The 23,075-nt window shown below is 47.5% G+C and carries 23 protein-coding genes and 1 tRNA gene; 12 read left to right on the top strand and 12 right to left on the bottom strand.

From position 1 onward, the window contains the following. The first annotated feature begins 69 nt into the window (after positions 1-69). The 3 genes from BQ5375_RS03840 to BQ5375_RS03850 all read left to right on the top strand — a co-directional run bounded on the left by BQ5375_RS03840 (position 70) and on the right by BQ5375_RS03850 (position 3,827). Complete coding sequence (locus tag BQ5375_RS03840; protein ID WP_076917432.1) at positions 70-2,139, top strand: sodium-translocating pyrophosphatase; 2,070 nt, start codon at positions 70-72, stop codon at positions 2,137-2,139. A gap of 74 nt (positions 2,140-2,213) precedes the next feature. After that, entirely contained in the window at positions 2,214-3,047 is an 834-nt protein-coding gene (locus BQ5375_RS03845; RefSeq protein ID WP_076917433.1) for an EamA family transporter, read from the top strand. Between the two features lie 150 nt (positions 3,048-3,197). Further along, entirely contained in the window at positions 3,198-3,827 is a 630-nt protein-coding gene (locus tag BQ5375_RS03850) for a CatB-related O-acetyltransferase (RefSeq protein WP_076917434.1), read from the top strand. A gap of 99 nt (positions 3,828-3,926) precedes the next feature. On the opposite strand, the gene eno is transcribed toward BQ5375_RS03850, so the two are convergent. Further along, a complete protein-coding gene (gene eno / locus BQ5375_RS03855) occupies positions 3,927-5,240 on the bottom strand; it encodes a phosphopyruvate hydratase (RefSeq protein ID WP_076917435.1) in 1,314 nt (437 codons plus the stop codon). A gap of 177 nt (positions 5,241-5,417) precedes the next feature. Here eno and BQ5375_RS03860 point away from each other — a divergent pair, with 177 nt between their 5' ends. From BQ5375_RS03860 to BQ5375_RS03875, 4 genes are all read left to right on the top strand, one after another. Further along, complete coding sequence (locus BQ5375_RS03860; protein WP_235849974.1) at positions 5,418-6,467, top strand: delta-lactam-biosynthetic de-N-acetylase; 1,050 nt, start codon at positions 5,418-5,420, stop codon at positions 6,465-6,467. Positions 6,468-6,598: 131 nt separating this feature from the next. After that, a complete protein-coding gene (locus tag BQ5375_RS03865) occupies positions 6,599-7,237 on the top strand; it encodes a TetR/AcrR family transcriptional regulator (protein WP_022132394.1) in 639 nt (212 codons plus the stop codon). Then, positions 7,234-8,127 (top strand): ABC transporter ATP-binding protein, encoded by an 894-nt coding sequence (locus BQ5375_RS03870; RefSeq protein WP_022132395.1) that lies wholly within the window; start codon positions 7,234-7,236, stop codon positions 8,125-8,127. Before BQ5375_RS03865 ends, BQ5375_RS03870 begins: the two co-directional genes overlap by 4 nt. After that, complete coding sequence (locus tag BQ5375_RS03875) at positions 8,120-8,914, top strand: ABC transporter permease subunit (RefSeq protein WP_022132396.1); 795 nt, start codon at positions 8,120-8,122, stop codon at positions 8,912-8,914. Before BQ5375_RS03870 ends, BQ5375_RS03875 begins: the two co-directional genes overlap by 8 nt. A gap of 5 nt (positions 8,915-8,919) precedes the next feature. Here BQ5375_RS03875 and BQ5375_RS03880 read toward each other — a convergent pair whose 3' ends face one another. Next, positions 8,920-9,474, bottom strand: a complete 555-nt coding sequence (locus tag BQ5375_RS03880; protein ID WP_022132397.1) for a hypothetical protein — start codon at positions 9,472-9,474, stop codon at positions 8,920-8,922. 227 nt (positions 9,475-9,701) lie between these two features. After that, positions 9,702-10,976 (bottom strand): MerR family transcriptional regulator, encoded by a 1,275-nt coding sequence (locus tag BQ5375_RS03885; protein ID WP_022132398.1) that lies wholly within the window; start codon positions 10,974-10,976, stop codon positions 9,702-9,704. A 172-nt stretch (positions 10,977-11,148) separates the two neighbouring features. Here BQ5375_RS03885 and BQ5375_RS03890 point away from each other — a divergent pair, with 172 nt between their 5' ends. After that, positions 11,149-12,027: a hypothetical protein gene (locus tag BQ5375_RS03890; protein ID WP_022132399.1), complete on the top strand. Its 879-nt coding sequence runs from the start codon at positions 11,149-11,151 to the stop codon at positions 12,025-12,027. 54 nt (positions 12,028-12,081) lie between these two features. Here BQ5375_RS03890 and bilS read toward each other — a convergent pair whose 3' ends face one another. The 9 genes from bilS to BQ5375_RS03935 form a co-directional block, all read right to left on the bottom strand. Then, the gene (bilS, locus tag BQ5375_RS03895; protein ID WP_022132400.1) at positions 12,082-12,561 is read right to left on the bottom strand and encodes a flavodoxin family protein BilS; all 480 of its coding nucleotides are present in this window, start codon (positions 12,559-12,561) and stop codon (positions 12,082-12,084) included. 35 nt (positions 12,562-12,596) lie between these two features. Then, positions 12,597-13,670: a bilirubin reductase gene (gene bilR / locus BQ5375_RS03900; protein ID WP_022132401.1), complete on the bottom strand. Its 1,074-nt coding sequence runs from the start codon at positions 13,668-13,670 to the stop codon at positions 12,597-12,599. After that, positions 13,643-14,080, bottom strand: coding sequence for a bilirubin utilization transcriptional regulator BilQ (bilQ, locus tag BQ5375_RS03905; protein WP_022132402.1), 438 nt, complete (start codon positions 14,078-14,080; stop codon positions 13,643-13,645). Before bilQ ends, bilR begins: the two co-directional genes overlap by 28 nt. Positions 14,081-14,213: 133 nt before the next feature. Continuing rightward, a complete protein-coding gene (locus BQ5375_RS03910) occupies positions 14,214-14,873 on the bottom strand; it encodes a YczE/YyaS/YitT family protein (protein WP_022132403.1) in 660 nt (219 codons plus the stop codon). Positions 14,874-15,296: 423 nt separating this feature from the next. Next, positions 15,297-15,381: transfer RNA gene (locus tag BQ5375_RS03915), tRNA-Leu, on the bottom strand. A 145-nt stretch (positions 15,382-15,526) separates the two neighbouring features. After that, entirely contained in the window at positions 15,527-15,994 is a 468-nt protein-coding gene (locus tag BQ5375_RS03920) for a gamma-glutamylcyclotransferase family protein (RefSeq protein ID WP_022131360.1), read from the bottom strand. A gap of 202 nt (positions 15,995-16,196) precedes the next feature. Next, entirely contained in the window at positions 16,197-18,605 is a 2,409-nt protein-coding gene (locus tag BQ5375_RS03925) for an ABC transporter permease (RefSeq protein ID WP_076917436.1), read from the bottom strand. After that, positions 18,580-19,482, bottom strand: a complete 903-nt coding sequence (locus tag BQ5375_RS03930; RefSeq protein ID WP_022131398.1) for an ABC transporter ATP-binding protein — start codon at positions 19,480-19,482, stop codon at positions 18,580-18,582. The genes BQ5375_RS03925 and BQ5375_RS03930 overlap by 26 nt, the downstream gene beginning before the upstream one ends. Further along, the gene (locus BQ5375_RS03935) at positions 19,479-19,880 is read right to left on the bottom strand and encodes a GntR family transcriptional regulator (protein ID WP_022131399.1); all 402 of its coding nucleotides are present in this window, start codon (positions 19,878-19,880) and stop codon (positions 19,479-19,481) included. Before BQ5375_RS03935 ends, BQ5375_RS03930 begins: the two co-directional genes overlap by 4 nt. A 91-nt stretch (positions 19,881-19,971) precedes the next feature. Here BQ5375_RS03935 and BQ5375_RS14325 point away from each other — a divergent pair, with 91 nt between their 5' ends. The 4 genes from BQ5375_RS14325 (at position 19,972) to BQ5375_RS03950 (ending at position 22,721) form a co-directional block, all read left to right on the top strand. Continuing rightward, the gene (locus BQ5375_RS14325) at positions 19,972-20,133 is read left to right on the top strand and encodes a hypothetical protein (RefSeq protein ID WP_159438017.1); all 162 of its coding nucleotides are present in this window, start codon (positions 19,972-19,974) and stop codon (positions 20,131-20,133) included. A gap of 25 nt (positions 20,134-20,158) precedes the next feature. Beyond that, positions 20,159-20,362: a 50S ribosomal protein L31 gene (rpmE, locus tag BQ5375_RS03940; protein ID WP_022131400.1), complete on the top strand. Its 204-nt coding sequence runs from the start codon at positions 20,159-20,161 to the stop codon at positions 20,360-20,362. 596 nt (positions 20,363-20,958) lie between these two features. Next, positions 20,959-21,585 (top strand): YigZ family protein, encoded by a 627-nt coding sequence (locus tag BQ5375_RS03945; RefSeq protein WP_022131704.1) that lies wholly within the window; start codon positions 20,959-20,961, stop codon positions 21,583-21,585. 134 nt (positions 21,586-21,719) lie between these two features. Further along, entirely contained in the window at positions 21,720-22,721 is a 1,002-nt protein-coding gene (locus BQ5375_RS03950; protein WP_022131703.1) for a deoxyguanosinetriphosphate triphosphohydrolase, read from the top strand. Positions 22,722-23,075: the final 354 nt, after the last annotated feature.

Below are 23,075 nucleotides of genomic sequence, written 5' to 3' on the forward strand. Positions count from 1 at the left end.
AAGATAACATCCTGTTGCGGATGTTATAAAATGTTATATTTATGTTATAAAAGAAGGGAATGGAAACACATGGATTTAACAATCCTGGCTCCTATTGGAGCAGTGCTGGCTTTACTGTTTGCTATTTTCCAGGCAAAGAAAGTCATGAGTGAGGACGAGGGTACTGACCTGATGAAGTCCCTGTCCCAGAAAATCCGCACCGGTGCTGATGCTTACCTGAAAAGACAGTACAAGAGCGTAGCTATTGTATTCGTTGTTCTGGTAATCATCTTCGCTATCCTGGCTGCATTTGGTCAGGTAAACACTTTTGTTCCGGTTGCATTCGTAACAGGCGGTGTATTCTCCGCTCTGTCCGGCTACTGCGGCATGAAGATTGCTACTGCTGCTAACGCAAGAACTGCTAACGCAGCTCACCACAGCCTGAATAAAGGTCTGAAGGTAGCATTCTCCGCTGGTTCCGTAATGGGCTTTACCGTAGTTGGTCTGGGCCTGCTGGATACTTCCATCTGGTTCTACATTCTGAAAATGGTTTACGGTGACAACGCACAGGCAATTGCTTCCGCTCTGGTTACCTTTGGTATGGGTGCTTCCACCATGGCTCTGTTTGCTCGTGTAGGCGGCGGTATCTTCACCAAAGCTGCTGACGTTGGTGCTGACCTGGTTGGTAAAGTTGAAGCTGGTATCCCAGAAGACGACCCGAGAAACCCTGCAGTTATCGCTGACAACGTAGGCGACAACGTAGGTGACGTTGCTGGTATGGGTGCTGACCTGTATGAATCCTATGCAGGTGCAAGACTTTCCTCCATGGCTCTGGGCGTTTCCGCTGGCCTTGGCTTCCAGGGTATGATGATCCCAATGGCTCTGTGTGCTCTGGGTATCTTCGCTTCCATTATCGGTTCCTTCTTTGTTAAGACAGAAGAAGGCGCAGATCAGAAGAAACTGCTTGGTTCTCTGAGAAAAGGTACATATATCAGCTCTGTTCTGGTAATCATTGCTGCCTTTGCTCTGATTAAAGTTTCCGGTCTTAGCATCGGTCTCTTCTTCGCTATCATTTCCGGTTTGCTGGCAGGCGTACTGATCGGTTACTTCACCGAATACTACACCTCCGACTCTTACAAACCAACTCAGCATCTGGCTGAAACTTCCGAAACAGGTTCTGCTACCCTGATCATCGGTGGTCTGGGTCTTGGTATGAAATCCACTGCAATCCCAGCTGTTATTGTTGGTGTAGCAGTTCTGATCAGCTACTTTGTATCCGGTGGTGCAGAAAGCTTCAACATGGGTCTGTACGGAATCTCTCTGGCAGCTGTTGGTATGCTGTCCACTCTGGGTATCACTCTGGCTACCGACGCTTACGGCCCTGTTGCTGATAACGCTGGTGGTATCGCTGAAATGGCTGGTCTGGGCGAAGAAGTTCGTAACAGAACCGACGCTCTGGACTCCCTGGGTAACACAACCGCTGCTACCGGTAAAGGTTTTGCAATTGGTTCCGCAGCTCTGACCGCTCTGGCTCTGGTTGCTTCCTACATCGATCAGGTAAAACTGATTGCTCCAGATTATAACTTCGACCTGTCCGTTATGAACCCACCTGTACTGATCGGTCTTCTGATCGGTGCTATGCTCCCATTCGTATTCGCAGCTCTGACAATGGAATCCGTTGGCCGTGCTGCACAGAGCATCGTTGTTGAAGTTCGTAGACAGTTCAAATCCATCCCAGGTCTGATGGAAGGTACTGCTGAACCAGACTACAGAAGCTGTGTTGACCTGTGTACTAAATCCGCTCTGCACGAGATGGTTCTGCCAGCAGTTCTGGCTATCGTTGTTCCAGTTATCGTTGGTCTGATCATGGGCGTTGTTGGTGTAACTGGTATGCTGGCTGGTGCTACTGTTTCCGGTTTCGTTCTGGCAGTTATGATGTCCAACTCCGGTGGTGCTTGGGATAACGCTAAGAAATACATCGAAGCTGGCCACCACGGCGGCAAAGGTTCTGACAACCACAAAGCAGCTGTTGTTGGCGATACCGTTGGTGACCCATTCAAGGATACATCCGGTCCAGCTATCAACATTCTGATCAAACTGCTCTCCATGGTTTCCATCGTATTTGCAGCAGTTGTTGCTAACTTCTCTTTGATCAAATAAGTATCTTTTGATACTCCAAAAAACGGCATCCGTTTGGATGCCGTTTTTGTATATCAGGGAAAGGAGCAAATAAGATGATTTATCTGTTTTGTGCAATCGCTTCGAGTGCGGCAGTGTCAGCAGTGCTTCGGATTGGAGACAGAAAGTGCACAGGAAAATATTCCCGTTTTGCGATGAACTACCTTTCAGCGGCAGTGTTTGCGTTTTTGACTATGCAGTCCTGTGAGTTTGTACTGGATGGGTCCGGTATGTTTGCACTGGGACTGGGCGCAGTTCAGGGAATTTTATATCTGCTGAGTCTGGTAAGTCTGCAAAGCAGCATCCGGAAAAACGGCGTCATCCTTTCGGGAACTTTTGCGCGCTTAGGACTGATTATCCCGATGATTTTTGCAATTGTTGCCTTTGGGGAACTGCCGGGAGTATTGCAGACGATTGGTTTTCTGATTGCCTGCGCTGCAATCTGGATGATGCAGGTCAAAGAAGAAAAGAACAGCGATAAGAACTATTCGGGGCTGATTCTGCTTTTGGTAATCAGCGGCTTGACCGACAGCATGGCAAAAATCTTTGAGGAACTGGGTGACCGAAAGCTTGATTCCTGGTTTTTGCTCATCACCTTTATTGTAGCGTTTTTCCTCAGTGTCGGCATGATGATTTATCACAAGGAAAAGCTGGGAGTTTCGGAGATTGTGTACGGCTGTCTGGTCGGTATCCCGAACTATGGCTCGGTGTTTTTCCTGCTCAAGGCACTGACCTCTTTGCCAGCGGTTCTGGTCTATCCGACCTATAGTGCAGGAACGATTCTTGCCATCAGCCTGATTGGCGTTGCAGCATTTGGGGAACGTCCAAGAAAACGGCAGTGGGCTGCACTGGGAATGATTCTGGTGGCTCTTGTGCTCTTAAATTTATAAAAAAAGGTCTGCATTTTGCAGACCTTTTTTAGCTTCTTGATTTTATCAGATACAGGGAATATACTGATAAAAGAGGTGGTATTCCTTGAAACGATGTATTGTAATATCTGGAATAGTAGAGGACAAAAAATCATAGCAGGAGGATTTTTCATGACTATTCCAGAGAAAAAAATTTATCCGCGTACCCAAGATACGCAGACCGTTTACCTCAAAAACGTTATTACGAACCCCAATATTATAGTGGGAGAATACACCATGTACAATGACTTTGTACATGACCCACGAATGTTTGAACAAAACAACGTGCTTTACCACTATCCGATTAACCATGACAAGCTTATAATTGGCAAGTTCTGTTCGATTGCCTGCGGAGCAAAATTTCTTTTTAACAGTGCAAATCATACGCTTTCTTCGCTATCGACCTATCCGTTTCCTCTGTTTTTTGAGGAATGGGGGTTGGAAAAAAAGAATGTCGCAGACAGTTGGGACAACAAGGGAGATATTGTTGTTGGCAATGACGTGTGGATTGGGTATGAAGCGGTTATCCTTTCAGGTGTTACAATTGGAGATGGTGCAGTGATTGGAGCCCGTGCCGTTGTAACAAAGGATGTTCCTCCTTATACCATTGTGGGTGGAGTTCCTGCAAAACCAATCAAAAAGCGTTTTTCTGACGAGAGCATCAAGAAACTTCAGTCTATTCGTTGGTGGGATTGGTCGAAGGAAAAAATTGCCGAGAACATAACGGCAATTCAGTCCGGAAATATAGAGCAATTAAAATGATAAAAAGATGCTGCCATTATGGCAGCATCTTTTTTCTTCATTGAAGGGAAATTTATTTTTAACTCTATCACAGGACAAAATAGAAAAATCAGATACAGGTTAAGCTAATCCAAAGCGTGCGATATGCAGCGAATTTGAGCTGTTCAGAGATTCCTCGATGCGCAGGAGCTGATTGTATTTTGCGGTGCGTTCGCCGCGGCAGGGAGCACCGGTTTTAATCTGTCCGGCACCGCAGGCAACTGCAATGTCTGCAATACAGCAGTCCTCGGTCTCACCGGAACGGTGGGAGAGGATGGTTTTCCATCCTGCCCTCTGGGCGATCTGCACCGCTTCCAGTGTCTGGCTGAGCGTTCCGATCTGGTTTGGTTTAATCAAAACAGCGTTTGCTGCCTTCATGCCGATTCCCTCGCGAATCCGCTCTGGGTTGGTGACAAACAGGTCATCCCCCACAATCTGGATGCGGCTTCTCAGTCGATGGGTGATCTGGACAAAGGACTGCCAGTCGTTTTCTCCCAGCGGGTCCTCGATGGAGCGGATGGGATACTTGGCACACAGACCTTCCCAATGGGCAATCAGTTCCTCGGCAGTGTAGGAAAGGTTGGATTTTGGCAGGGTATAGGGTTTGTCCGGCATGGATTCGTCGGGAGACTGGGGAATTGGATTTGCCCACTCGGAAGCGGCAGCGTCAATTCCCAACACAAAATCCTCCTCCGGCATAAATCCTGCGCGGTCGATTGCCTGCATCAGCAGTCCAAATGCCTCATCTTCCGAACCGAGGTTTGGAGCAAATCCACCTTCATCGCCCACCGCGGTGCAAAGACCCTTTTCTTTTAGAATCTCCTTTAAACGATGGTAGACACGGCAGCACTGTTCCAGTGCCTGGGAAAAACTTTCTGCCTTGTGGGGAATGATCATCAGCTCCTGAATGTCCAGATTGTTGGAAGCATGCGCTCCGCCGTTGAGGATATTCATCATTGGAACGGGAAGAATATTGGCGTTGCTTCCTCCAAGATAGCGATAGAGCGGGAGACGATAGGAAATGGCGGCAGCTTTTGCACAGGCAAGCGATACTCCAAGCATCGCGTTGGAGCCGAGTTTTCTTCCCTGATCGTCAGCAAGTGCTGTCAAAATCTGATCGATTTCCTGCTGGGCAGAAATATTTTTCCCCTTGAGAGCAGGTAAAATGGTTTGTGTTACCTGTCCCACAGCCTGAGTCACACCTTTTCCAAGATAGAGTGAAGGGTCGTTGTCACGCAGTTCGGCAAGTTCATGTTCCCCGGTGGAAGCACCGGATGGGACAGCTGCTCTTCCAATGCTGCCATCGTTTAACACAACTACCGCTTCCAGTGTCGGATTGCCGCGGGAATCCAGAATCTGACGGGCTTTTATCGATTCAATCTGTCGTTTGTTCATAATGGGTCTCATCCTTTCGGAAAAATCTGAATTTTTTATCAAAAATAGTCTGCCCAAAGGATTGCTTTTTATGACAACAGTCTTTTATAATGAGGATATAAGAAGAGCGAATGATTGACCGGACTTTAGCACAAAATAAGGGAGATGTCAGATAGAAAAGAAAGGTGTGGTAATCAGATGAAAAAAATGATTTCGATGATATTGACAGCTGCTTTGCTGCTGACCGCCTTTACCGGCTGCAGCAGGGAGGCAGAACCACAGAATACACAGCCTGAGCCACCGGTTGAACAGTCGGCGCCGGAAGTATCGGAGGAAGAACAGCCAGAGATACAGCCTGATGAGCAAGGGGAATCTCAGGAGCGAAACGACAGCCTGTCCGGTGAAAAACAAGACGAAACTGAGGATGAGCTGAGCATGGAAAAACCTTCCGAGCAGGAAGAAGCAGAAGAAACAAATCAATCGGAAGAGCAGCAGGAAGAGGAATCGACAGAACAGTCTGCCCAGACCCAAAGTGAGGTTGTGACCGAGCAGACCTCAGTACAGGGACTGGACACCACAAAACTTGGATGGGGTCCGGGCGGACCGGTCGATGAGGACAACCGCCCCAGCGGTGCGACCTCCTATCAGGAAAAATATGGTCAGTATGGTGCGGATTTTATCCGAGAAAATGAGAAAAAGATCTATCTTACCTTTGACGAAGGGTACGAGAACGGCTATACCGGCGCAATTCTGGATGTGCTGTTGGAAAAACAGGTGCCGGCAGTCTTTTTTGTCACCATGCCTTATGTTAAGTCTGAGCCTGAGCTGATTCAAAGGATGATTGACGAGGGACACATCGTCGGCAATCACAGCGTCAACCATCCATCCTTCCCGGAAATCTCTACCGAGGAATGTAAGTCAGAGGTCATGGAGCTACATGACTATATGAAAGAAAATTACGGCTATGAGATGAGCCTGTTCCGGTTCCCGATGGGCGAGTTTTCCGAAGCGGACTTAAGTGTCCTGCAGCAGCTGGGCTATAAGAGCGTGTTCTGGAGCTTTGCATACCGTGACTGGCTGGTGGACGATCAGCCTGACCCGCAGGAATCCATCCAGACCATCGAGTCCAAGTGCCACCCTGGTGCAATCTACCTGCTGCACGCAGTGTCCAAGACAAATACTGAGATTCTCGGTCAGGTTATCGATGATCTGCGCGCGCAGGGATACACCTTCTGTGCCTATGAATAAATAAGAATCCAGAAAAAGCACCCTTGGAAGGGGTGCTTTTTTTGTGCTGCTGAGCCTTGTAAATCTGAGTCAATCTGGTAAAATGAGCGTAAAGAAAATTGACCGGACAGTCAAAGCAAAGGAGGAAAAGGATGGAGACAAAGCAAAAGGGCAGTCCTTTTTCCCAGCTGCCAAAGGAGAAGAAAAAGAGGATTTTGCAGGCAGCGATCGAAGTGTTTGCCCAAAACGACTACAAGCACGCTTCCACCGATGAGATCGCGTCCAGAGCAGGAATTTCCAAGGGGCTGTTGTTCTATTATTTTCATGACAAAAAGACGCTTTATTTTTATCTGGGAGAGTATCTGAAAAGGATGATCGAAAATCACCTCAAAAAAGAGGTGCTGATGGGGATTGATGACTTCTTTGACCTTCTCGATTATGGAATTGAAGGGAAGCTGAAGCTGTTTGAAAAGATGCCATGGGTGCTGGAGTTTTCGGTTCGGATGTACTATAACACCGAGAAGGACATCAGCCCGGTGACAAAAAAATACATTGTCAGCATGACAAATCAGATGTACGACCTTTACTTTTCCCACGTTGACACCAGCCGGTTTCGGGAGGGGGTAAGCCCCAAAGAGGTTTTGCAGACGCTGATCTTTCTCACCGACGGTTACCTGCACTGGCAGCTGATGAGCGGCGGGAAGATAGAATTAAAACCCCTGATGCAGGAGTATGCGCGCTGGAAACAGATGATGATAGGTTATGCTTATAAGGAGGAATATCAAAGATGAGCAAGACAATGATCGAGGTAAAGGATCTGACCTGTGACTATGGGCACGGGCGGGGCGTTTTTCATTTGAGCTTTGCAATCGAAGAGGGAGAAGTCTTTGGGTTCCTTGGCCCCAACGGAGCGGGAAAGACAACAACCATCCGCCAGCTGATGGGCTTTGTTCGTCCGGACAGCGGAACAGTCCGGATTCTGGGAATGGACTGTTTTGCAGATGCCAGTAAAACCCAGAAGGAAGTGGGCTACCTGCCGGGAGAGCTTGCACTGATGGAAGATATGAGCGGGATTGGATTTTTAAGGATGATGGCAGGAATCCGCAACATGAAGGATACTACCAGAATGGAAGAACTGATCCAGCTGTTTTCGCTGGATGCAGGTCAGAAGATCCGCCGCATGAGCAAGGGAACCAAACAGAAGGTTGGGCTTGTCTGTGCTTTGATGCATAGTCCGAAGATACTGCTTCTGGATGAACCAACCAGCGGCTTGGACCCATTGATGCAGAACCGCTTTGCACAGGTAATCTTGAAGGAGAAGGAAAAAGGAACAACGGTGCTGCTTTCCAGCCACCTGTTTGAGGAGACAGAACGTGTCTGTGAGCGGGTGGCAATATTGAGAGCGGGCAGACTGGTTGCGACCGAACCAATGCAGAAGCTGCACCGGAGGGTATATCAGCTGACCTTTTCCAGTGAGCAGCAGGCTGTTTTGGCAAGGGATTGCTGGCAGGATGGAGAGGTTAGCCATAATGTGTGGACGGTGAGCCTTAAAAAGGAGCAGAGTCTGCAAAAGCTGCTGCAAACAGCGCTTGCATACGGGGTGTGCGACCTGAGAGAAAAGCAGGAAACACTGGAAGAAATGTTCCTGCATTTTTATGGGGAGGAGCAGAAAAATGGTTAAGACCTTGTTTGTTCGCAATCTCAAGACGATCTATAAACCGTGGATTATTTTCAGCGCTATTCTGACTATGTACATTACGGTCATCATTGGAATGTTTGACCCTGCGTTGGGGGAAAGCTTAAATCAGATGATGGAATCGATGCCGCAGCTTTTTTCCGCATTTGGAATGAATGCGCCGGGCAGCACCTTGCTTGACTTTATGGCAAACTATCTGTATGGATTTTTGCTTATTTGCCTGCCGCTGATTCTGGAGCTAATTGCGGTCAACATCCTGATGGTTCGATATGTCGACCGGGGCTCGATGGCGTGGCTGCTGTCCAGCCCAAACAGCAGGACCAAAATCTGCCTGACCCAGGCGCTTACACTGGTGGTATCGGTTGTGCTGCAGATGGGTTATGTAGTGGCAATCTCGATGCTTTATGCACAGATTCAGTTCCTTGATAAGCTGGATGGCGGAAAGTTTTTGATTTTGAATCTGGGACTTTTGGGGCTGCATCTGTTTTTGTCCGGACTTTGTTTCTTGGGAAGTTGTTTGTTTAGCGAAGCAAGATACGCGCTGGGATTTGGCGGCGGATTGAGCATTTTGTTTATTTTGATCCAGATGCTTTCGCAGGTAGGGGAGGACATGGAGTTCTTAAAATACCTGACACCGATGACCTTGTTTGACCCCAAAGCGATTGCGGCGGGCAATGGGGAATTATGGATGACAGCAGTGCTCTACCTGGGCGGCATTTTGCTGTATGGACTGGGAATCATGATTTTTAGCAAGAAGGATTTGAGCTTATAAGAAGTTTAGTTTTCTCTTGCACGTCGGACCAGAAAGCCGATACAGCCGCACACAAAGTCCCGCAGTTGGGAAAGGGTAGCGGCCATGCCGGGCGTAACGGTGGTAAAATTGCGGACGATCAGCAGTAAAATCATCGAAAAAAGTCCGACCAAGGCGACAACGATCACCGAAAGATTTGGCCTGGTACGACTATCCACAGCAGGCTTTTCCGAAAAAGCTGGAGGAGAGGGAACCTCATCCAAAGAGGAGGAAGGCATCGGAGCAGAAAAACCGATCTGACCGGAAGGAATGTTCTCCGATGGCAAAGCGGAAGAAAGAGATATCGGAGCAGGAGTGCTTTTTGCTTGAGTAGAAGGTGTTTCGACCTTGTCCTGACCGCTTAAAAAGCTGCCGAAAATTAAAGCAGCAGAAGTACGAACCACCACATCGATGGCGTTTGTGTCCGCAGTAAAGGTCTGGTCAAACAGCAGATTGAAGGCGGACTGAATCAGGAGCAAAAGCAGAAAAAGGATTAAAAAGCCATCGACTGGATTGATGAAAGGTTTTCGTTTTGGTGCCATGAGACCACTCCTCAGAATAGACTGTGTCATTCTATTCTGAAAAAGGGAAAAATGTGAGAAAGAGAAAAAGGTCAGTCCGAAAAATGGACTGACCTTTTTTAAAACAAACGGAAGGGGTAATTGTGCGGATGAATCCCTTGCCTTGACTACCATAACATACTTCTGGTGCTGATTCTATCCCCAGTGCAGAAGATACAGTTTTTTTGCAGAAAAGAAGGAAGAAAAAGTTAGTTGCAATTTTCACTTCGGGTAAAAACATAGTAGTCGGTATCAAAGCCGCCCCAACGGTAGTCGCCGCTCTTCCACTCGATGATGAGATAGTCGATACCGTCGATGGTTCGGATTTCATAGGCGCAGGCGCAATGGTTAAATTTGCGCAGCAGATAGCCTTTGGTCCAGGTCTGTTTGTCGTCGCCGGAAATTCCACCTTCCCGATAGATGCTGGTGCAGCTTCCATTTGGGAAGAAGGTCACTTCAGACCAGTATGGATTGCAGGTGCGCTGCTCTGGGTCAAACGCTTCTTTGGTTTTGCAGAAACTGTGCGCTCTCCAGCTGCCGACTAACCGTTCGTCCGGTACAAATGGAAGATTGAGGTCATCCTTTCGCGAAAGTTCCTCGGCAGAGTAGCGGTTGTGGTCGACATTTTTGAGCACCAGAACGGTCGGATTGCCGCCATGACAGTAGTCATAGGACTTGAAGGTGACAAACAGGTATTCCTCTCCGTTGTGCTGTTCCAGAACATAGGGGTTTTGTGTGGTGGAAACGCCGTCGTCAATCAGCAGCATTCCCTTGGTCCAGCCGTAGCACCAGTAACGCTCACCGTTTGGAAGGAAGTAGATTTCCCGGGTAAGAGTGTCATCATTTTGTAGGGGAAGGATATTTTGCAGAAAATCTTCTTTGGTTGCAAACTCTCCGACTGTTTCCCATTTTCCGATGACGGATGGGTCATTCTCAAAAGGAAGGTCGATTGCTTCGTGTGGGGTAACAGCAGAAGTGGTTTTCTTTAATACCTCACAGGAAACCATGTTGTCCGTTATTTCAAAGAAGGAGATGCGCTGATAGTTTTGTGCGGAAAGCTCCTGATCGAGGGTTCGATACAGCAGGGAAAGGTCATCTGTATGCTGTCTTGGCAGGAATGCGGTATCCTTGCCGTTTTTGCTGACAAACTGAATGGTTGGCATGAAATTACCTCCTGACATCATTTGCTGCGCCAGCTCAAGATCGTGCAGAGAGCGGAGAAGTGCTTCTCTTTTTTGCGTAAATAGCTGCAGGATCTCAGTATCGCTTTTTTGCGCAGCAATCATTTTTTTGATTTCGTTTAGCTCAAATCCTGCCTGCTTGAGGCTGCGGATTCGGAAAAAAACGGGAATCTGTTCGCTGGTATAGTAGCGGTAACCGGTAAACGGGTCGACATAATCGGGGAGCAGCAGACCAGTTTTCTGGTAATAGTGCAGCAGCGAAATATTGGTGTGACACAACTGGGCGAATTCACCGATTTTCATAAAAAACCTCCGATATCATATTGCTTTGGTACCTTGCAACGTCAGTATAAACCTGAAGTTTGGTTGAGAGTCAAGAGGGAAAAAGAAATTTTAAGAGAAAATTTCGTGTGTTGGAATTGGTTTTGATTTTTGATAAAATAAAAATATTAAAAAGAGGAAAGGCGGATTTGTCATGCTTAAAATCATCAACACATCCGGACAGATCGACGACCTGTTTGATAAGGGAGCTTTTTCCCGCGACAAATGGAGAAAGTATATCAATTTAATCTATGAAGATTCGTCTCATCTGTTTGAGGATGAGGTAGAAGAATATATTGCAAGCGGAGAGTACACCTTTGAGAAGGACTTTTTGCCGGTCATTCAGGCAGTTTTTCAAAATCCGAAGCGGGATATCTTGCAGCAGTCCTTTCTGGCAGTGACTGACCATCTCAACGAGCGCATCATCCAAACCTTCCACAGGGAGATAGACGCTGATCTTGTTTTGTATCTGGGACTGTGCAATGCTGCCGGATGGGTGACCAGCATCCATGGAAGAGATGTGATTTTGCTTGGAATCGAAAAGATTCTGGAACTTGGGTGGTATTCCCGTCAGGCAATGTACGGGCTGATCTATCACGAGTTGGGACACCTTTATCATAAGCAGCACGGCCAGCTGGAACAGGAGTCGGAGCAAAGCGAGAAAAATTTTGTCTGGCAGCTTTTTACAGAAGGAATTGCCATGTGTTTTGAACAGGTTCTGGTGGGAGATGACAGCTACTACCATCAGGACGAAAATGGGTGGAAAAGCTGGTGTGACCGTAATTTTGTGCAGATTCTGGACGATTTTCACCATGACCTCCCGACCATGAGCCGATATAATCAACGTTACTTTGGTGACTGGTGTAACTATCATGGACACGGAGATGTTGGGTATTATCTGGGAACGAGATTTGTCCGCACGCTGCTGGGTAGCGTTTCCTTTGATACGTTAATCGGGTTTGATATCGACTTTGTTTATGAGCAGTATCTAAAGTTTTATCAGAGCGTTGTTACAAAAGAAAATCATCACTGATACATAAAAAAGCCATTCCCATTTTATGGGGATGGTTTTTTGCAATCCAATCGATTATCTTGTGAGTGCAGTTTTGAGGTTTTCCAGATCCTGCTGGTCAGGATGAGAAACTGCCTGATCGAAGTTTTGCAGCATGGCAGTGCGGCGAGGGCTTTCTTCCATTACTTCATAGCGGTCGCGGACTGCCTGCGGCATCTTGCCCTGACACATATAGCTGCCAACAAGCTGGGTGTTTTCTCCCAGATTTTCCGAAACACGCTTGAGAATCTGTTCAAAGTATTCCGGAGAGCCGCCAAATCCAGCGGTACCAAACAAAAATACCTTCTGATTGGTGAGGGTTTTTAAGAACTGGGCGATGCTTTCATCGCAGCTTCCTTTATCGGTCCAGAAACCGACATAGACAGTTTCAGCTTCGAGTGCTTTGGGGTCCGGGGTACCAAAATAGAGGTAGTCACCCGGCAGGGTGTCCCGGATGGTCTGAGCCAGAAGAGCGGTGTTGCCTGTGTGGCTGCTGAAAACAATAGCGTAACTCATAATCATTTCTTCCTTTCATAGATACAGTGAACGCCTCAGTGAGCCATCATGCCACCCAGGCACTCTTTGTTGCATCGGATACAGTGGTGAATCGATTTTGCATCACCGTTTTGAACCTTGTTGGGCCACTCGGAATCTGCAATCAGCTGGCGGCTCATTGCGGCGCAGTCGATTCGTCCGCTCTTAAGCTGTTCTTCCACAAAATCAGGGTCAGTCAGTCCACCCACTCCACAGACAGGGAGGTTAGTCAGCGCCTTGACCTGATCGCAGAACTTTAGGAAACATCCCTCAGAAGAAAATACCGGATGTTTTGCGGGCGGGATGGTGTCGGAAAGTTCCCCATGGTTTGCTAAAGTTACATGGAAGCTGGTGACGCCTGCCTGTTCCAGAAGCGGAACAAAGACAGAAAGTTCAGATTCCAGAACGCCGGCGTTTCCGTAGTGCGGGTTTTCCTGACGGACTGCAAGCTTAAAATCAATGGGCAGATCTGGCAGAACACGGCGGATGGCAGTGACAGCTTCCACAGCAAACCGCGCACGATTTTCAGGACTTCCGCCATAGCAGTCGGTGCGTTGATTGAACAGGGAGGAAGCAAAACTTCCGCACATCCGGTCCCCATGAACCTGGACCATATCAAAACCAGCCTGCACTGCAAGTTTTGCAGCGGTGCCAAAAGCGGAGGTGATGCTTTGAACCTTTTTGACGGGCATGTTAGTGATATAGGGGCTTACCTGCTGATTGAGCAGGGGACGCAGTTCTTCCATGGAAATGCGTTTGGTGAGCACACCGGGGATATATCGGATCATTCCCTTAAGGTTGGAATCGGACTGATGCAGCTGCGCACAGACTTTACATCCCTGCGCATGAATCATATCGGTCAGGGTTCGGTAATAATCAAATCCCTTTTTGGTGTAGAGGGAAGGGCCGAAGTGGGAAGGAAGCACCGGAACATCCCCGATGATAATCATGGCACATCCTCCACAGGCGATCTTTTTGAGAAGCTCCAGCTGTTCTGTCTGGGGAAGTCCCAGCGAGGTAGGAGCAAAGATGATGCGGTTTTTTAAGGGTAGTCCACCGTAGTTTATTGGGCTGTTGATGGTTTCGTACATATAGAATCTACTTCTTTCTGGGCTGCTTTTGCCAAGAGAGTGAATAACTGTTCCCGCTCCTGTAAACTGAGTGCCGATAAAACCTGTTCATCCCAGTCAAAAAAGACCTGATGGCTGACCTCAAACGCCTGCTGACCTTTATCACTCAGATTCAGATGATAGCAGCGGCCGGATTTTTCTCTTGTTAAAAATCCTTCCTCCACCAGTTTGGTGACGCTGCGCTGGGAATATCCCCAGTCCAGATTCAGGTCGGAGGTCAGTTGTGTCTGGGTGCAGCCGGGATGTTTTCCCACATAGATGACCAGAAACAGGGAGCCAAAGTTAAGCCCCAGTGTCTGCAGTTTGGCGGTGGTGTAGTTTACAAAGCTGCGATGAAATGCGGTGGCATAATATGCCAGGGTCTGAAACATGATCATTCAACTCCTATTCTTGACTAGGTCAAGTATAAATGATTTACTTGATAAAGTCAAGTGAATAAATGAAAAAATACCGGAATAAATTATTTTATTCCGGTATGAGCAGGCGACAGAGAAAAACGAAAATTTATTGTAAGCAGGTGCGTTCAATAAGATTTGTCAGTTTATTGGTCTGTTTGGTAATCAGACCGACAAACAGGGCAGCAGCAATGGTACCTTCCCGTACACCGTCGAGATGTCCAAGGAAGAGAAAGGACAAGATGACAGCGATACAGACCAGAGTCGCATCGAAGATAACCTTCATATTGCCAAAGCGGATGGGAACCTTTTGACAGATTGCAAGGACGATGCCCTCTCCCGCGGTGGTAACCAGATGTGCCATTACCTCAACGCTGACACCAAAGGCAATCAGAAAGATGCCGACAGCGCAAAGAATCCATTGCTCAAAATAGTTGGAGGCGGTGATGCCCTGAATACAGATTTTTGCCACGTCAATCATAACACCAAACAGGATTGCTGCGGGAAGCTGCAAAAGCTGAAACCAATCATACTCTCTGCGCAGAATAGCAATCTGGATCAGAATGAAGATGAAATTCATTATGATCGTGGTGGTGCCCACAGACAGCCCGGAAATAGCAGAAGTTACATAAGGAACGCTGGAGATAGGGGATGTTCCAAGAGCAGCCTGGATGGAGAACGCTACGCCAAATGCCATGATAATCAGACCAAGGCAGAGAAAAAGAAAGCGTTTGAAAGGGTGGTTGACAGAATGTTTTGTTTGCGACATGATGATAATACCTTCTTGTCTTTTAACTGGGATTGGATGATATGGATATGAGCAGCACGGGAAAGCTGACCCTCAGGCGCTTGAGGATAAAAGAAAAGCACCCCTGTCCTAGAAAGAGGTACTGCCTTTTATGATGCGTGATAACGAAACGAAAACAAAGCTTTGGTTTACGGAGGGTATTCAGCGACGGATAACAGGAACTTGAAAAGGTTCAACTCCTGACCACTCCAAATAAAAGAAAAGCACCCCTGTCTTCGACAGAGGCACTTTTCTTTTATGGTGCGTGATAACGAAACGAAAACAAAGCTTTGGTTTACGGAGGGTATTCAGCAACGGATAACAGGAACTTGAAAAGGTTCAACTCCTGACCACTCCAAATAAAAGAAAAGCACCCCTGTCTTCGACAGAGGCACTTTTCTTTTATGGTGCGGATAACAGGACTTGAACCTGCACGGGGGTACCCACTAGAGCCTAAATCTAGCGCGTCTGCCAATTCCGCCATATCCGCACATTTCGTACCCTCTGTTTGATGTGGGGAGGGTTCCCGGGATATGCTGAATCCGTATCATGTGCAGCTTTACTGCGCTATCTATTATATCAGCAGAAAAGCAGAAAGGTCAAGTCTTTCCCGTACAAAAGTTTTCGTCGTATTTCTAGCGGTCGTTTTGCTGGCACTCGCGGCGGGCTTCATCCAGCAGGGCGCGGTCAAAGCCGACATCCTGATAGCCTTCCAGAACAGTATTCCAGTAGCGGTCAGAAGGAAGGCGCGGCTGTCCATCATTCATGATATACCAAAAGCCGGAAAGCATGCCATGACCGGTGACTTCGGTGGAAACAGCTTCGATGCGGTAGAGATTGTTTTCGACATCCTCATAATCGTCCAGAGCCTTGACGTCCGAAGGTTCGACCGAGAAAGCAGCAACCGGAACAAAGCTTCCCTGTTTTGGCTCTACTGTGAGGAAGGTATCCTCTTGACAGGGACCGCGAAACAGCAGGGTGTAGTTTTCGATTCTGCCGGTTCCCAGAAGTTTTGCAGTAGGGCAGCGCTGTTTCATCTGTTCCAAGTGCAGGTTGCTGCCATAAGCAAAATAAATTTTCATATTGATCGGATTATTTTCCATTTCTTTTTTGACCTCCATAAATGAAAGGATATTGTTACTATTCCCGTAAACAATTCTATCATAACAATTCACCGGAAAGTTTTCAATTTTTGTTTGTAAATTTTCTGTCGAAGAAATTTTCTCTTCGAGAAAGGGGAAAGGGCACGACCAAAACGGTCGTGCCCTTTCTTTATGGATGAATTATAAAAGGAGAAATCAAGGTTTACCAGTGATAGCTTTCAACTCCGTCATAGGTGCTGTACTGACCATCAGGAGAGATAAAGGCGGTACGTTCCATAGCATCGAGCTGTTCTGGTGTTTTACCTGTGAACCAGTCCAGATTGTTCTGACGTGCAAACTCGGCAACACTCAGGTAGGTGCTGGTATCCACAAAATCTCCTGAAGAGAGGGTTCCAGTTGAGTATTCCGAATCACTCTTTTTGTGTATCTTAAAAAATTGATCAAGTTCTTCGGCGTTGAGCAGATATGAAATTTCCTGACTGTCCTTTACAATCGAGAGCAATACAGAATTTTCAATATACATCTTGCGGCAGGAGTTTCCGTTTTTCTCCGAATCACTCTGAATATAGATTGGATTGCAGGAAGAAGAAGTTGGGAACGGAGTGCACGCAGCAACCAGAGCTTCCATTTGCTGAGGATCGGTAATATCCCAGAAGACGGTGTCTCCGTGTTCACTTGGCATGATGTCGCGATAGTTCTTTTCTCCCAATCCAAACGATCTGTAGTCAATGGTGGAGCGCAGGTTGATGTTCATATCATAGGAATCCGGCATGAACACGCTGACAGTGTGAATTCCGTCCAGATAGGTGTTTTGCGGCTGCATACCCCATGATTTTAACAGACTGAGGGTGTTCTGATAGGAGGAACGAATCACCAGTGCGGAGTTGCCGAATGTGACCTGATCGCCATTTTCTATGATGAAGCTTCCCTCTCCTGGAGTGATAACGGTTGGTTTGAGCACCCATTCCAGATAGCCGACGACAGGGTCTTTTTCATAGTCGTTTAAAAGCTCCGGAGTAAGATTTAACAGGTCGGTCTGTACAGCAGTCAGCAGCTGCTGATATTTTTCAGCGTCGATCTCATCACAGTAAGTGCCGAGCTTGTCATAGCAGGAAACTGACTGGAGTATCTGTGGTGTGTAGGAAAAGACCGCTTGGCTCTGTTCCACAAATTCCGGCTGGCAGAACAGTTCCTGAATGAGCGGAAGGTCGGAAAGAGCGAAGGAATAGCCTCGGTTCATCTCGGAGTGTGGGAGTGTGTAGCATATAGACAGGCTGTTTCCACGAAGTCCGGAATAATCTTTTCCTTCTTCAATGGCTCTTTGGTGAAGTTCGCGGACAATTTCCTTGGAACGTTCTGAGGAGAGGGTGATGTACAGATAATTGCGTGTTGAGGAGGTTCCAGGATTATTCCAGTCCAGAATCTCATAAGTAGCATCCTGACTTCTGATAGTCAGTTCGATTTTCTCAATGTCCTGAAGGTCAGGAATACGGGATACGATGCCGAATCCGTTAAAGAACAGAAAGACAGGACAGGTCAGGCAGACCAGAACGGTGAGGGCGATGTATTTGAGATTTTTGCCCAGATTGCCAAAACCTTTTCCAGTGATTCCTTCCACCAGCAAAAATCCCAGAGGTCCTCCAACGAGTGCACCAATCAGACAGCTTTGTACTTGATCTTCAAAGATAGGGTTAAACAGAGACACAAAGAGGATAAACGAAGTGAGGAAGCCAGCCAGCAATTTCATCAGCTGGGAAAAGGCGCTCTGTCTGCCCCACTGCTGTGCCCATTCACTGTGAAAACGATGATAGAGATGAAGAGAAACAAATACACCGGCAATAGCGAGCAGTGCCCAGATACTGCACCATATCATCATATAGTTAGGAATTGTTTGAGCGTATGACATACTTTGATAGCAACTGATCATGCCATATGGAGAGAGAAAAGAAAAGCTCATATTCAGCTCAACACCATAGAGCATGTTGGCAAGGCTAAAAAAGATGTACACGATTCCGGTTAGGCAGCCGTTGATGGCGATGGAATAGATAATGCTTTCTGCCGCGTTGGAGGAGGTAACCGCAATCATGCAGGAAAAGGTAAAGACAGTCAGATGCAGGATAATCCAGATCAGTAGATCCATCAGCAGGTAGCTAGCAATCTTGACAACAGACATTAATCCATTGAATGCAAAGCACTGCATCACGATGCAGATCAGGCGGCAGACTGTAATTGGTACGACCAAAAATACGATACCGGCAAAGTAGCGGGAGAGAAAAAGCTTGTTGCGAGAAACCGGCATCGAGTGGTAAAAATCAACCGAAAGTCTGTTGTGCAGATAATGAAATAGAATCGCAGCGAGCAGTACCGGAACGATAATGCCTGTTGCGGCATAAAAGAAGGAACTGGTGAACAGTTCGACATCTTGTGTGTTAGTGGGAGTGTATTGGCGGAGATCATAAAAGGTAGGCAGTACCGTAATCAGCACCAGTCCCACTGTATACATCGCCATCAGGATGCCGTTTTGGCGCAGACAGCCTGCCATCATACTGAAAAGCTTACGGTCAAACAGTTTTTCGGATGATTTATTAGAAGATAACGTTGTTGTAGTCATAGCCGACTGCCTCCATTTCTGTAATGAAGATTTCTTCGAGGGTGAGTGGAACGCTCTCGCAGAGCAGAGGATTGAGTGCGGAAAGCTTATGCTCTACCTCATGCGGATTTCCGTGTGCTACAATCTCGGCAACGTTGCCGCTTGCATGGAAGGAGATCACGTCAACCAGCTGTTCAAAGGCGGCTTTGTCCGGCAGCGGTTTTGCAGCAAACTGAATCTTTGCAAAATCCTGCTGAAGTTCTGCAAGTTCCTTTTGGAACAGAATCTTGCCGCCGTGCAAGAGTCCCACCTGATCGCACAGGTCTTCCAGCTCCCGCAGGTTATGGGAAGCAATCAGTACGGTAGTTCCGCGGTCAAGGATATCGTCAGCGATGATTTTGCGCACCGCCACACGGATGACCGGGTCCAGTCCGTCAAAGGCTTCGTCCAGCAGCAGATATTTTGGCATACAGCTCAGTCCCAGAATAATCGCAATCTGGCGGCGCATTCCTTTGGAGCAGGCGGAAAGTTTGCGTTCCGGCGGAATCGGGAAGCGTTTTACCAGCTCAGCGTAGCGGGATGCCGACCAGTTTGGATAGATCGAAGAATAGATCTTTGCCAGCGAATCCATCGAAGCCCCCGGCATCTGATAGATCTCATCCGGAATGAAGAAAAGTTCGGATTTGAGCGCCGGATTTTCGTAGACATCCTCACCGTTAATCATGATGCGGCCTTCGGTCGGGCGGTAGACTCCGGCAAGCAGCCGCAGAAAGGTGGATTTTCCGGCACCGTTTGAGCCGACCAGTCCATAGATTTTGCCGTCCTCGATACTGGTGGTGAGAGAATCGAGCGCCAATGTATTGTTAAATCGTTTGGTCAAGTTTTCGGATTGAATCATTTGTTTCCCTCCTGACTGTTTGTCGAATTGTCCGGCAGCGATTGCAGATGCTCCCGAATGGAATCGAGCAGCTGCTCTTTAGAAAGACCGCGGGAAAGCGCCTTATCCACCGCAGCAAACACTTCCTCAAGGGCAGCCTTACGAGGCTGTTCGAGAGACAGCACATCCGGTGAAACGAAACTTCCCTTGCCGGTGACGGTGTAGATGATGCCCTGACGCTCCAGCTCCTGATAGGCTTTGGCGACAGTGTTGGGGTTAACACCGACATCTCGCGCCAGTGCCCGTACCGAAGGAAGCTGTTCATGCTCATCCAGCACCCCCAGCAGGGAAAGGCGGATAATCTGTTCCTCCAGCTGTTCATAAAGAGGTATCCTGCTTTGCAGGTCAAGTTTTATCATAAAATTACCTCCGTTTTTGATGTGTATTAAGTGTATTAGTCTAAATAGTACACTTAAAATATAGCAGCAAATCCGATGGTTGTCAATAGTCATGGAAAAAGAAAGTTTGTTTAAAGAAAAGGGGAAAGCTGTTGAATGGCTGTGGAATACCGCAGATAGGGAAAAAATTTTCAAAAAAGGGCGAATTTCCTTTGAAAAATCGCTTGCAAAATTGATTTTTCTATGGTACTATGTATTTTGTTATCCTATGTAATTTCAGAAAGAGGTGACTAGCTAAGATGAAACAGGGAATCCATCCACAGTATGAGCCAACCGTTATCAAATGTGCATGTGGTGCAGAATTTGAAACTCGTTCTACAAAAAAGGATCTGCGCGTTGAAATTTGTTCAAAGTGTCATCCTTTCTTCACAGGCAGACAGAAACTGGTTGATACCGGCGGTCGTGTAGATCGTTTCAACAAACGTTTCGGTCTTACCAAATAAGGTTCAGACTACCAAAGGCAATGCGTCAGAGCAGAAAAACTGGTGCATTGCCTTTTTGCTATGCAAAAATGTTTACGGAGAGAAGCTTCGCGCCAAAGGTGAACAGAAGTTTTTGATCGAGCTTTTTACAAAAAGCTCGCGGTTTCCAAAGGCAGAGCCTTTGGGCGCTCACCGCAGTGAGCGAAACATCTTATCCGTGGAAGCGCATTTTTGAAAGTGTGAAAACTTTTTGCAAGAGAAAAAGTTTTCACAAGCTGCCGAATTATACAGACTATTCTCAAAAATTATCCGGTGGATGATTTTTGACGGCTGAGTCTGGAACTTGTTCACCTATGGTGTAAAGACGAATCGTTTTATTTTATCTGTTCCGGCTTGCGCCGGCGCACTGACGTGCGGCAGCACCGAAACAGCATTCAGCCTCTATCGATTTTTTTATTTTTATATTGATTTGGGGTGTTTCGCACTCTGCGGAGTGCGTCAAAGGGCTTTGCCCTTTTGAAACCCACCACCTTTTGATAAAAGGAGGGCAAATCTAAAAGATATGCCCGACGAAAACTTTTGTTTTCACATTAACCGAGTTTGCGGGAGGGAGAATCATGCAGGAATATACCACCATCTATGACAGGGCAGAGGACAGCTTCATCGAGCGCAAGTCCGAGTTTATCGGCCACATCGCACCGGTGGAGACTGAAGAACAGGCCCTCGCTTTTATTGCTGAAATCAAAAAGAAACATCACGACGCCACCCACAATACCCATGCCTATATCCTGCGCAATGGAGTAAAACGCTACTCCGATGACGGTGAACCGCAGGGAACTGCCGGTGTTCCGATGCTCGACTGCATCGAAAAAGAGGGACTGGTCGATGTTGCGGTGGTCGTGACACGCTATTTTGGCGGCATCCTGCTGGGAGCAGGGGGCTTAGTCCGCGCTTATTCCCACGGGGCAAAGATTGCAGTGGATGCAGCAAAGCGCAAGCTGATGACTACCTGCACCTTGCTTAGCCTGGAGATGGATTATTCCTTCTACGGCAAGATCAACTATATCCTCCCGCAGTATACCTGCCGCGTAGAGGACACCGACTTTGGCGCGGTGGTGACCATGAAGGTGCTATTCAAGCAGGATCAGGTCGAGAAATTTGTCAAGGAAGTCACCGAACTCAGTGCCGCTCTGGTGGTTCCGCAGGTGCTGGAAGAGCGCTTTGACCACTTTGCAGCCCAGTAAAGACCCCCTTTTCATATATTTACAAACGTCTTAACAAAAAGTTTTTGTTTTTATGCAGGAAAAAAGGATTTTTTGCAGTATATAATATATGAAAGAGTTTTTAGCCTTTTTGACAGAAAACGGGGTGATGTGCGATGAATGTACGGGAACAGACCCAGAAGTTTGAATCGATGATGCTTTCTCCTTTTGCGTGTCTTTCGGCAGATACTGCCGGCAGGGCACGCCCGGAGCAGGAATGTCCCATCCGCACCCCGTTTCAGCGTGACCGCGACCGGATCGTTCACTGCAAATCATACCGCAGGCTGATGCACAAGACGCAGGTATTTTTCTATCCGGTGGGTGATCATTACCGCACAAGGCTCACCCACACCATCGAGGTTAGCCAGATTGCCCGCACTATTGCCAGAGCATTGCGCCTCAACGAAGACTTGACCGAAGCAATTGCGCAGGGTCACGATTTGGGGCACACGCCATTTGCTCATGCAGGTGAGACGGCTTTGCGCAATATCATGGGAAGCTTTAACCACAACGAACAGAGCCTTCGGGTGGTGGAACGACTGGAAAAAGGTGGTCAGGGACTGAATCTGTGCGCGGAAGTGCGTGATGGTATTTTGTGCCATCGAAGCCACCTGAAAGCAAAAACGCTTGAAGGTGTGGTGGTTCGGTATGCTGACAAGATTGCATACCTTAACCATGATATCGAGGATGCTATGCGGGCGGGGCTGCTGCCGAATGAGCAGGCAATCCCGCTTTCGGTGCGGGAAGTTCTGGGAGAGAATAGCTCCTCCCGTTTTACAGTGCTGGTATCCGATCTGGTGGAGCAGTCGCAGGAAAAAGCGGAGATCAGCATGTCCGAGCCGGTGCTCAAGGCGTACAACGAGCTTCGCGATTTTATGTTTGCGGCGGTCTATCGCTCCAAAGCAAAGGACGAAGAACAGAAGGTCATGTATATTCTGGAGGGGCTGTACCGATATTATGAAAAGAATCCCGACAGCCTGCCGGAGGAATACCGCATGATTGCCGATGAAGAAGGCAAAGAACGGGCAGTATGCGACTACATTTCCGGCATGAGTGACCGATTTGCAGTCAGAAGCTTTGAAGAGCTTTTTGTCCCAAAGAGTTGGTCAGTAGGTTAAGTATAGGTAATAAGAGAGCAAAAATAAAAGTTTTTGGTCGAGCTTTTTACAAAAAGCTCGCGGTTTCCAAAGGCAGAGCCTTTGTCCGCCTTCCTCAGAAGGCGGAAAGCCTTATCGTTCAAGAGCATTTAGGAAAGTGTGAAAACCCTTTGCGATAAAAAGGGTTTTCACAATCTACCGAATTGAACAAGCCATCCTCAAAAATTATCCAGTGGATGATTTTTGAACGGGTTCAACCCGCGCACTGACGTGCGGCAGCCCCGAAACAGCTTTACAACCCCGAACGATTGGATTTTTATTGTTGGGTGCCACAGGGGCGCTGCCCCCGTACCCCCGCAAACTTTTGTGTACAAA

This window comes from Negativibacillus massiliensis (genome assembly GCF_900148495.1).
GTDB classification, from domain to species: Bacteria; Bacillota; Clostridia; order Oscillospirales; family Ruminococcaceae; genus Negativibacillus; species Negativibacillus massiliensis.

What these genes read in the sequence shown, in the direction of transcription:
- BQ5375_RS03920 (WP_022131360.1), bottom strand. Translation starts at nt 15,994, where the DNA reads ATGGAAAATAATCCGATCAATATGAAAATTTATTTTGCTTATGGCAGC.
- BQ5375_RS03910 (WP_022132403.1), bottom strand. Translation starts at nt 14,873, where the DNA reads ATGTCGCAAACAAAACATTCTGTCAACCACCCTTTCAAACGCTTTCTT.
- BQ5375_RS03935 (WP_022131399.1), bottom strand. Translation starts at nt 19,880, where the DNA reads ATGATAAAACTTGACCTGCAAAGCAGGATACCTCTTTATGAACAGCTG.
- BQ5375_RS03885 (WP_022132398.1), bottom strand. Translation starts at nt 10,976, where the DNA reads ATGAAAATCGGTGAATTCGCCCAGTTGTGTCACACCAATATTTCGCTG.
- bilS (WP_022132400.1), bottom strand. Translation starts at nt 12,561, where the DNA reads ATGAGTTACGCTATTGTTTTCAGCAGCCACACAGGCAACACCGCTCTT.
- BQ5375_RS03845 (WP_076917433.1), top strand. Translation starts at nt 2,214, where the DNA reads ATGATTTATCTGTTTTGTGCAATCGCTTCGAGTGCGGCAGTGTCAGCA.
- BQ5375_RS14325 (WP_159438017.1), top strand. Translation starts at nt 19,972, where the DNA reads ATGGAAAAAGAAAGTTTGTTTAAAGAAAAGGGGAAAGCTGTTGAATGG.
- BQ5375_RS03950 (WP_022131703.1), top strand. Translation starts at nt 21,720, where the DNA reads ATGAATGTACGGGAACAGACCCAGAAGTTTGAATCGATGATGCTTTCT.
- BQ5375_RS03870 (WP_022132395.1), top strand. Translation starts at nt 7,234, where the DNA reads ATGAGCAAGACAATGATCGAGGTAAAGGATCTGACCTGTGACTATGGG.
- BQ5375_RS03930 (WP_022131398.1), bottom strand. Translation starts at nt 19,482, where the DNA reads ATGATTCAATCCGAAAACTTGACCAAACGATTTAACAATACATTGGCG.
- BQ5375_RS03880 (WP_022132397.1), bottom strand. Translation starts at nt 9,474, where the DNA reads ATGGCACCAAAACGAAAACCTTTCATCAATCCAGTCGATGGCTTTTTA.
- BQ5375_RS03890 (WP_022132399.1), top strand. Translation starts at nt 11,149, where the DNA reads ATGCTTAAAATCATCAACACATCCGGACAGATCGACGACCTGTTTGAT.
- rpmE (WP_022131400.1), top strand. Translation starts at nt 20,159, where the DNA reads ATGAAACAGGGAATCCATCCACAGTATGAGCCAACCGTTATCAAATGT.
- BQ5375_RS03840 (WP_076917432.1), top strand. Translation starts at nt 70, where the DNA reads ATGGATTTAACAATCCTGGCTCCTATTGGAGCAGTGCTGGCTTTACTG.
- bilQ (WP_022132402.1), bottom strand. Translation starts at nt 14,080, where the DNA reads ATGTTTCAGACCCTGGCATATTATGCCACCGCATTTCATCGCAGCTTT.
- BQ5375_RS03945 (WP_022131704.1), top strand. Translation starts at nt 20,959, where the DNA reads ATGCAGGAATATACCACCATCTATGACAGGGCAGAGGACAGCTTCATC.
- BQ5375_RS03865 (WP_022132394.1), top strand. Translation starts at nt 6,599, where the DNA reads ATGGAGACAAAGCAAAAGGGCAGTCCTTTTTCCCAGCTGCCAAAGGAG.
- BQ5375_RS03860 (WP_235849974.1), top strand. Translation starts at nt 5,418, where the DNA reads ATGAAAAAAATGATTTCGATGATATTGACAGCTGCTTTGCTGCTGACC.
- BQ5375_RS03850 (WP_076917434.1), top strand. Translation starts at nt 3,198, where the DNA reads ATGACTATTCCAGAGAAAAAAATTTATCCGCGTACCCAAGATACGCAG.
- BQ5375_RS03925 (WP_076917436.1), bottom strand. Translation starts at nt 18,605, where the DNA reads ATGACTACAACAACGTTATCTTCTAATAAATCATCCGAAAAACTGTTT.
- bilR (WP_022132401.1), bottom strand. Translation starts at nt 13,670, where the DNA reads ATGTACGAAACCATCAACAGCCCAATAAACTACGGTGGACTACCCTTA.
- eno (WP_076917435.1), bottom strand. Translation starts at nt 5,240, where the DNA reads ATGAACAAACGACAGATTGAATCGATAAAAGCCCGTCAGATTCTGGAT.
- BQ5375_RS03875 (WP_022132396.1), top strand. Translation starts at nt 8,120, where the DNA reads ATGGTTAAGACCTTGTTTGTTCGCAATCTCAAGACGATCTATAAACCG.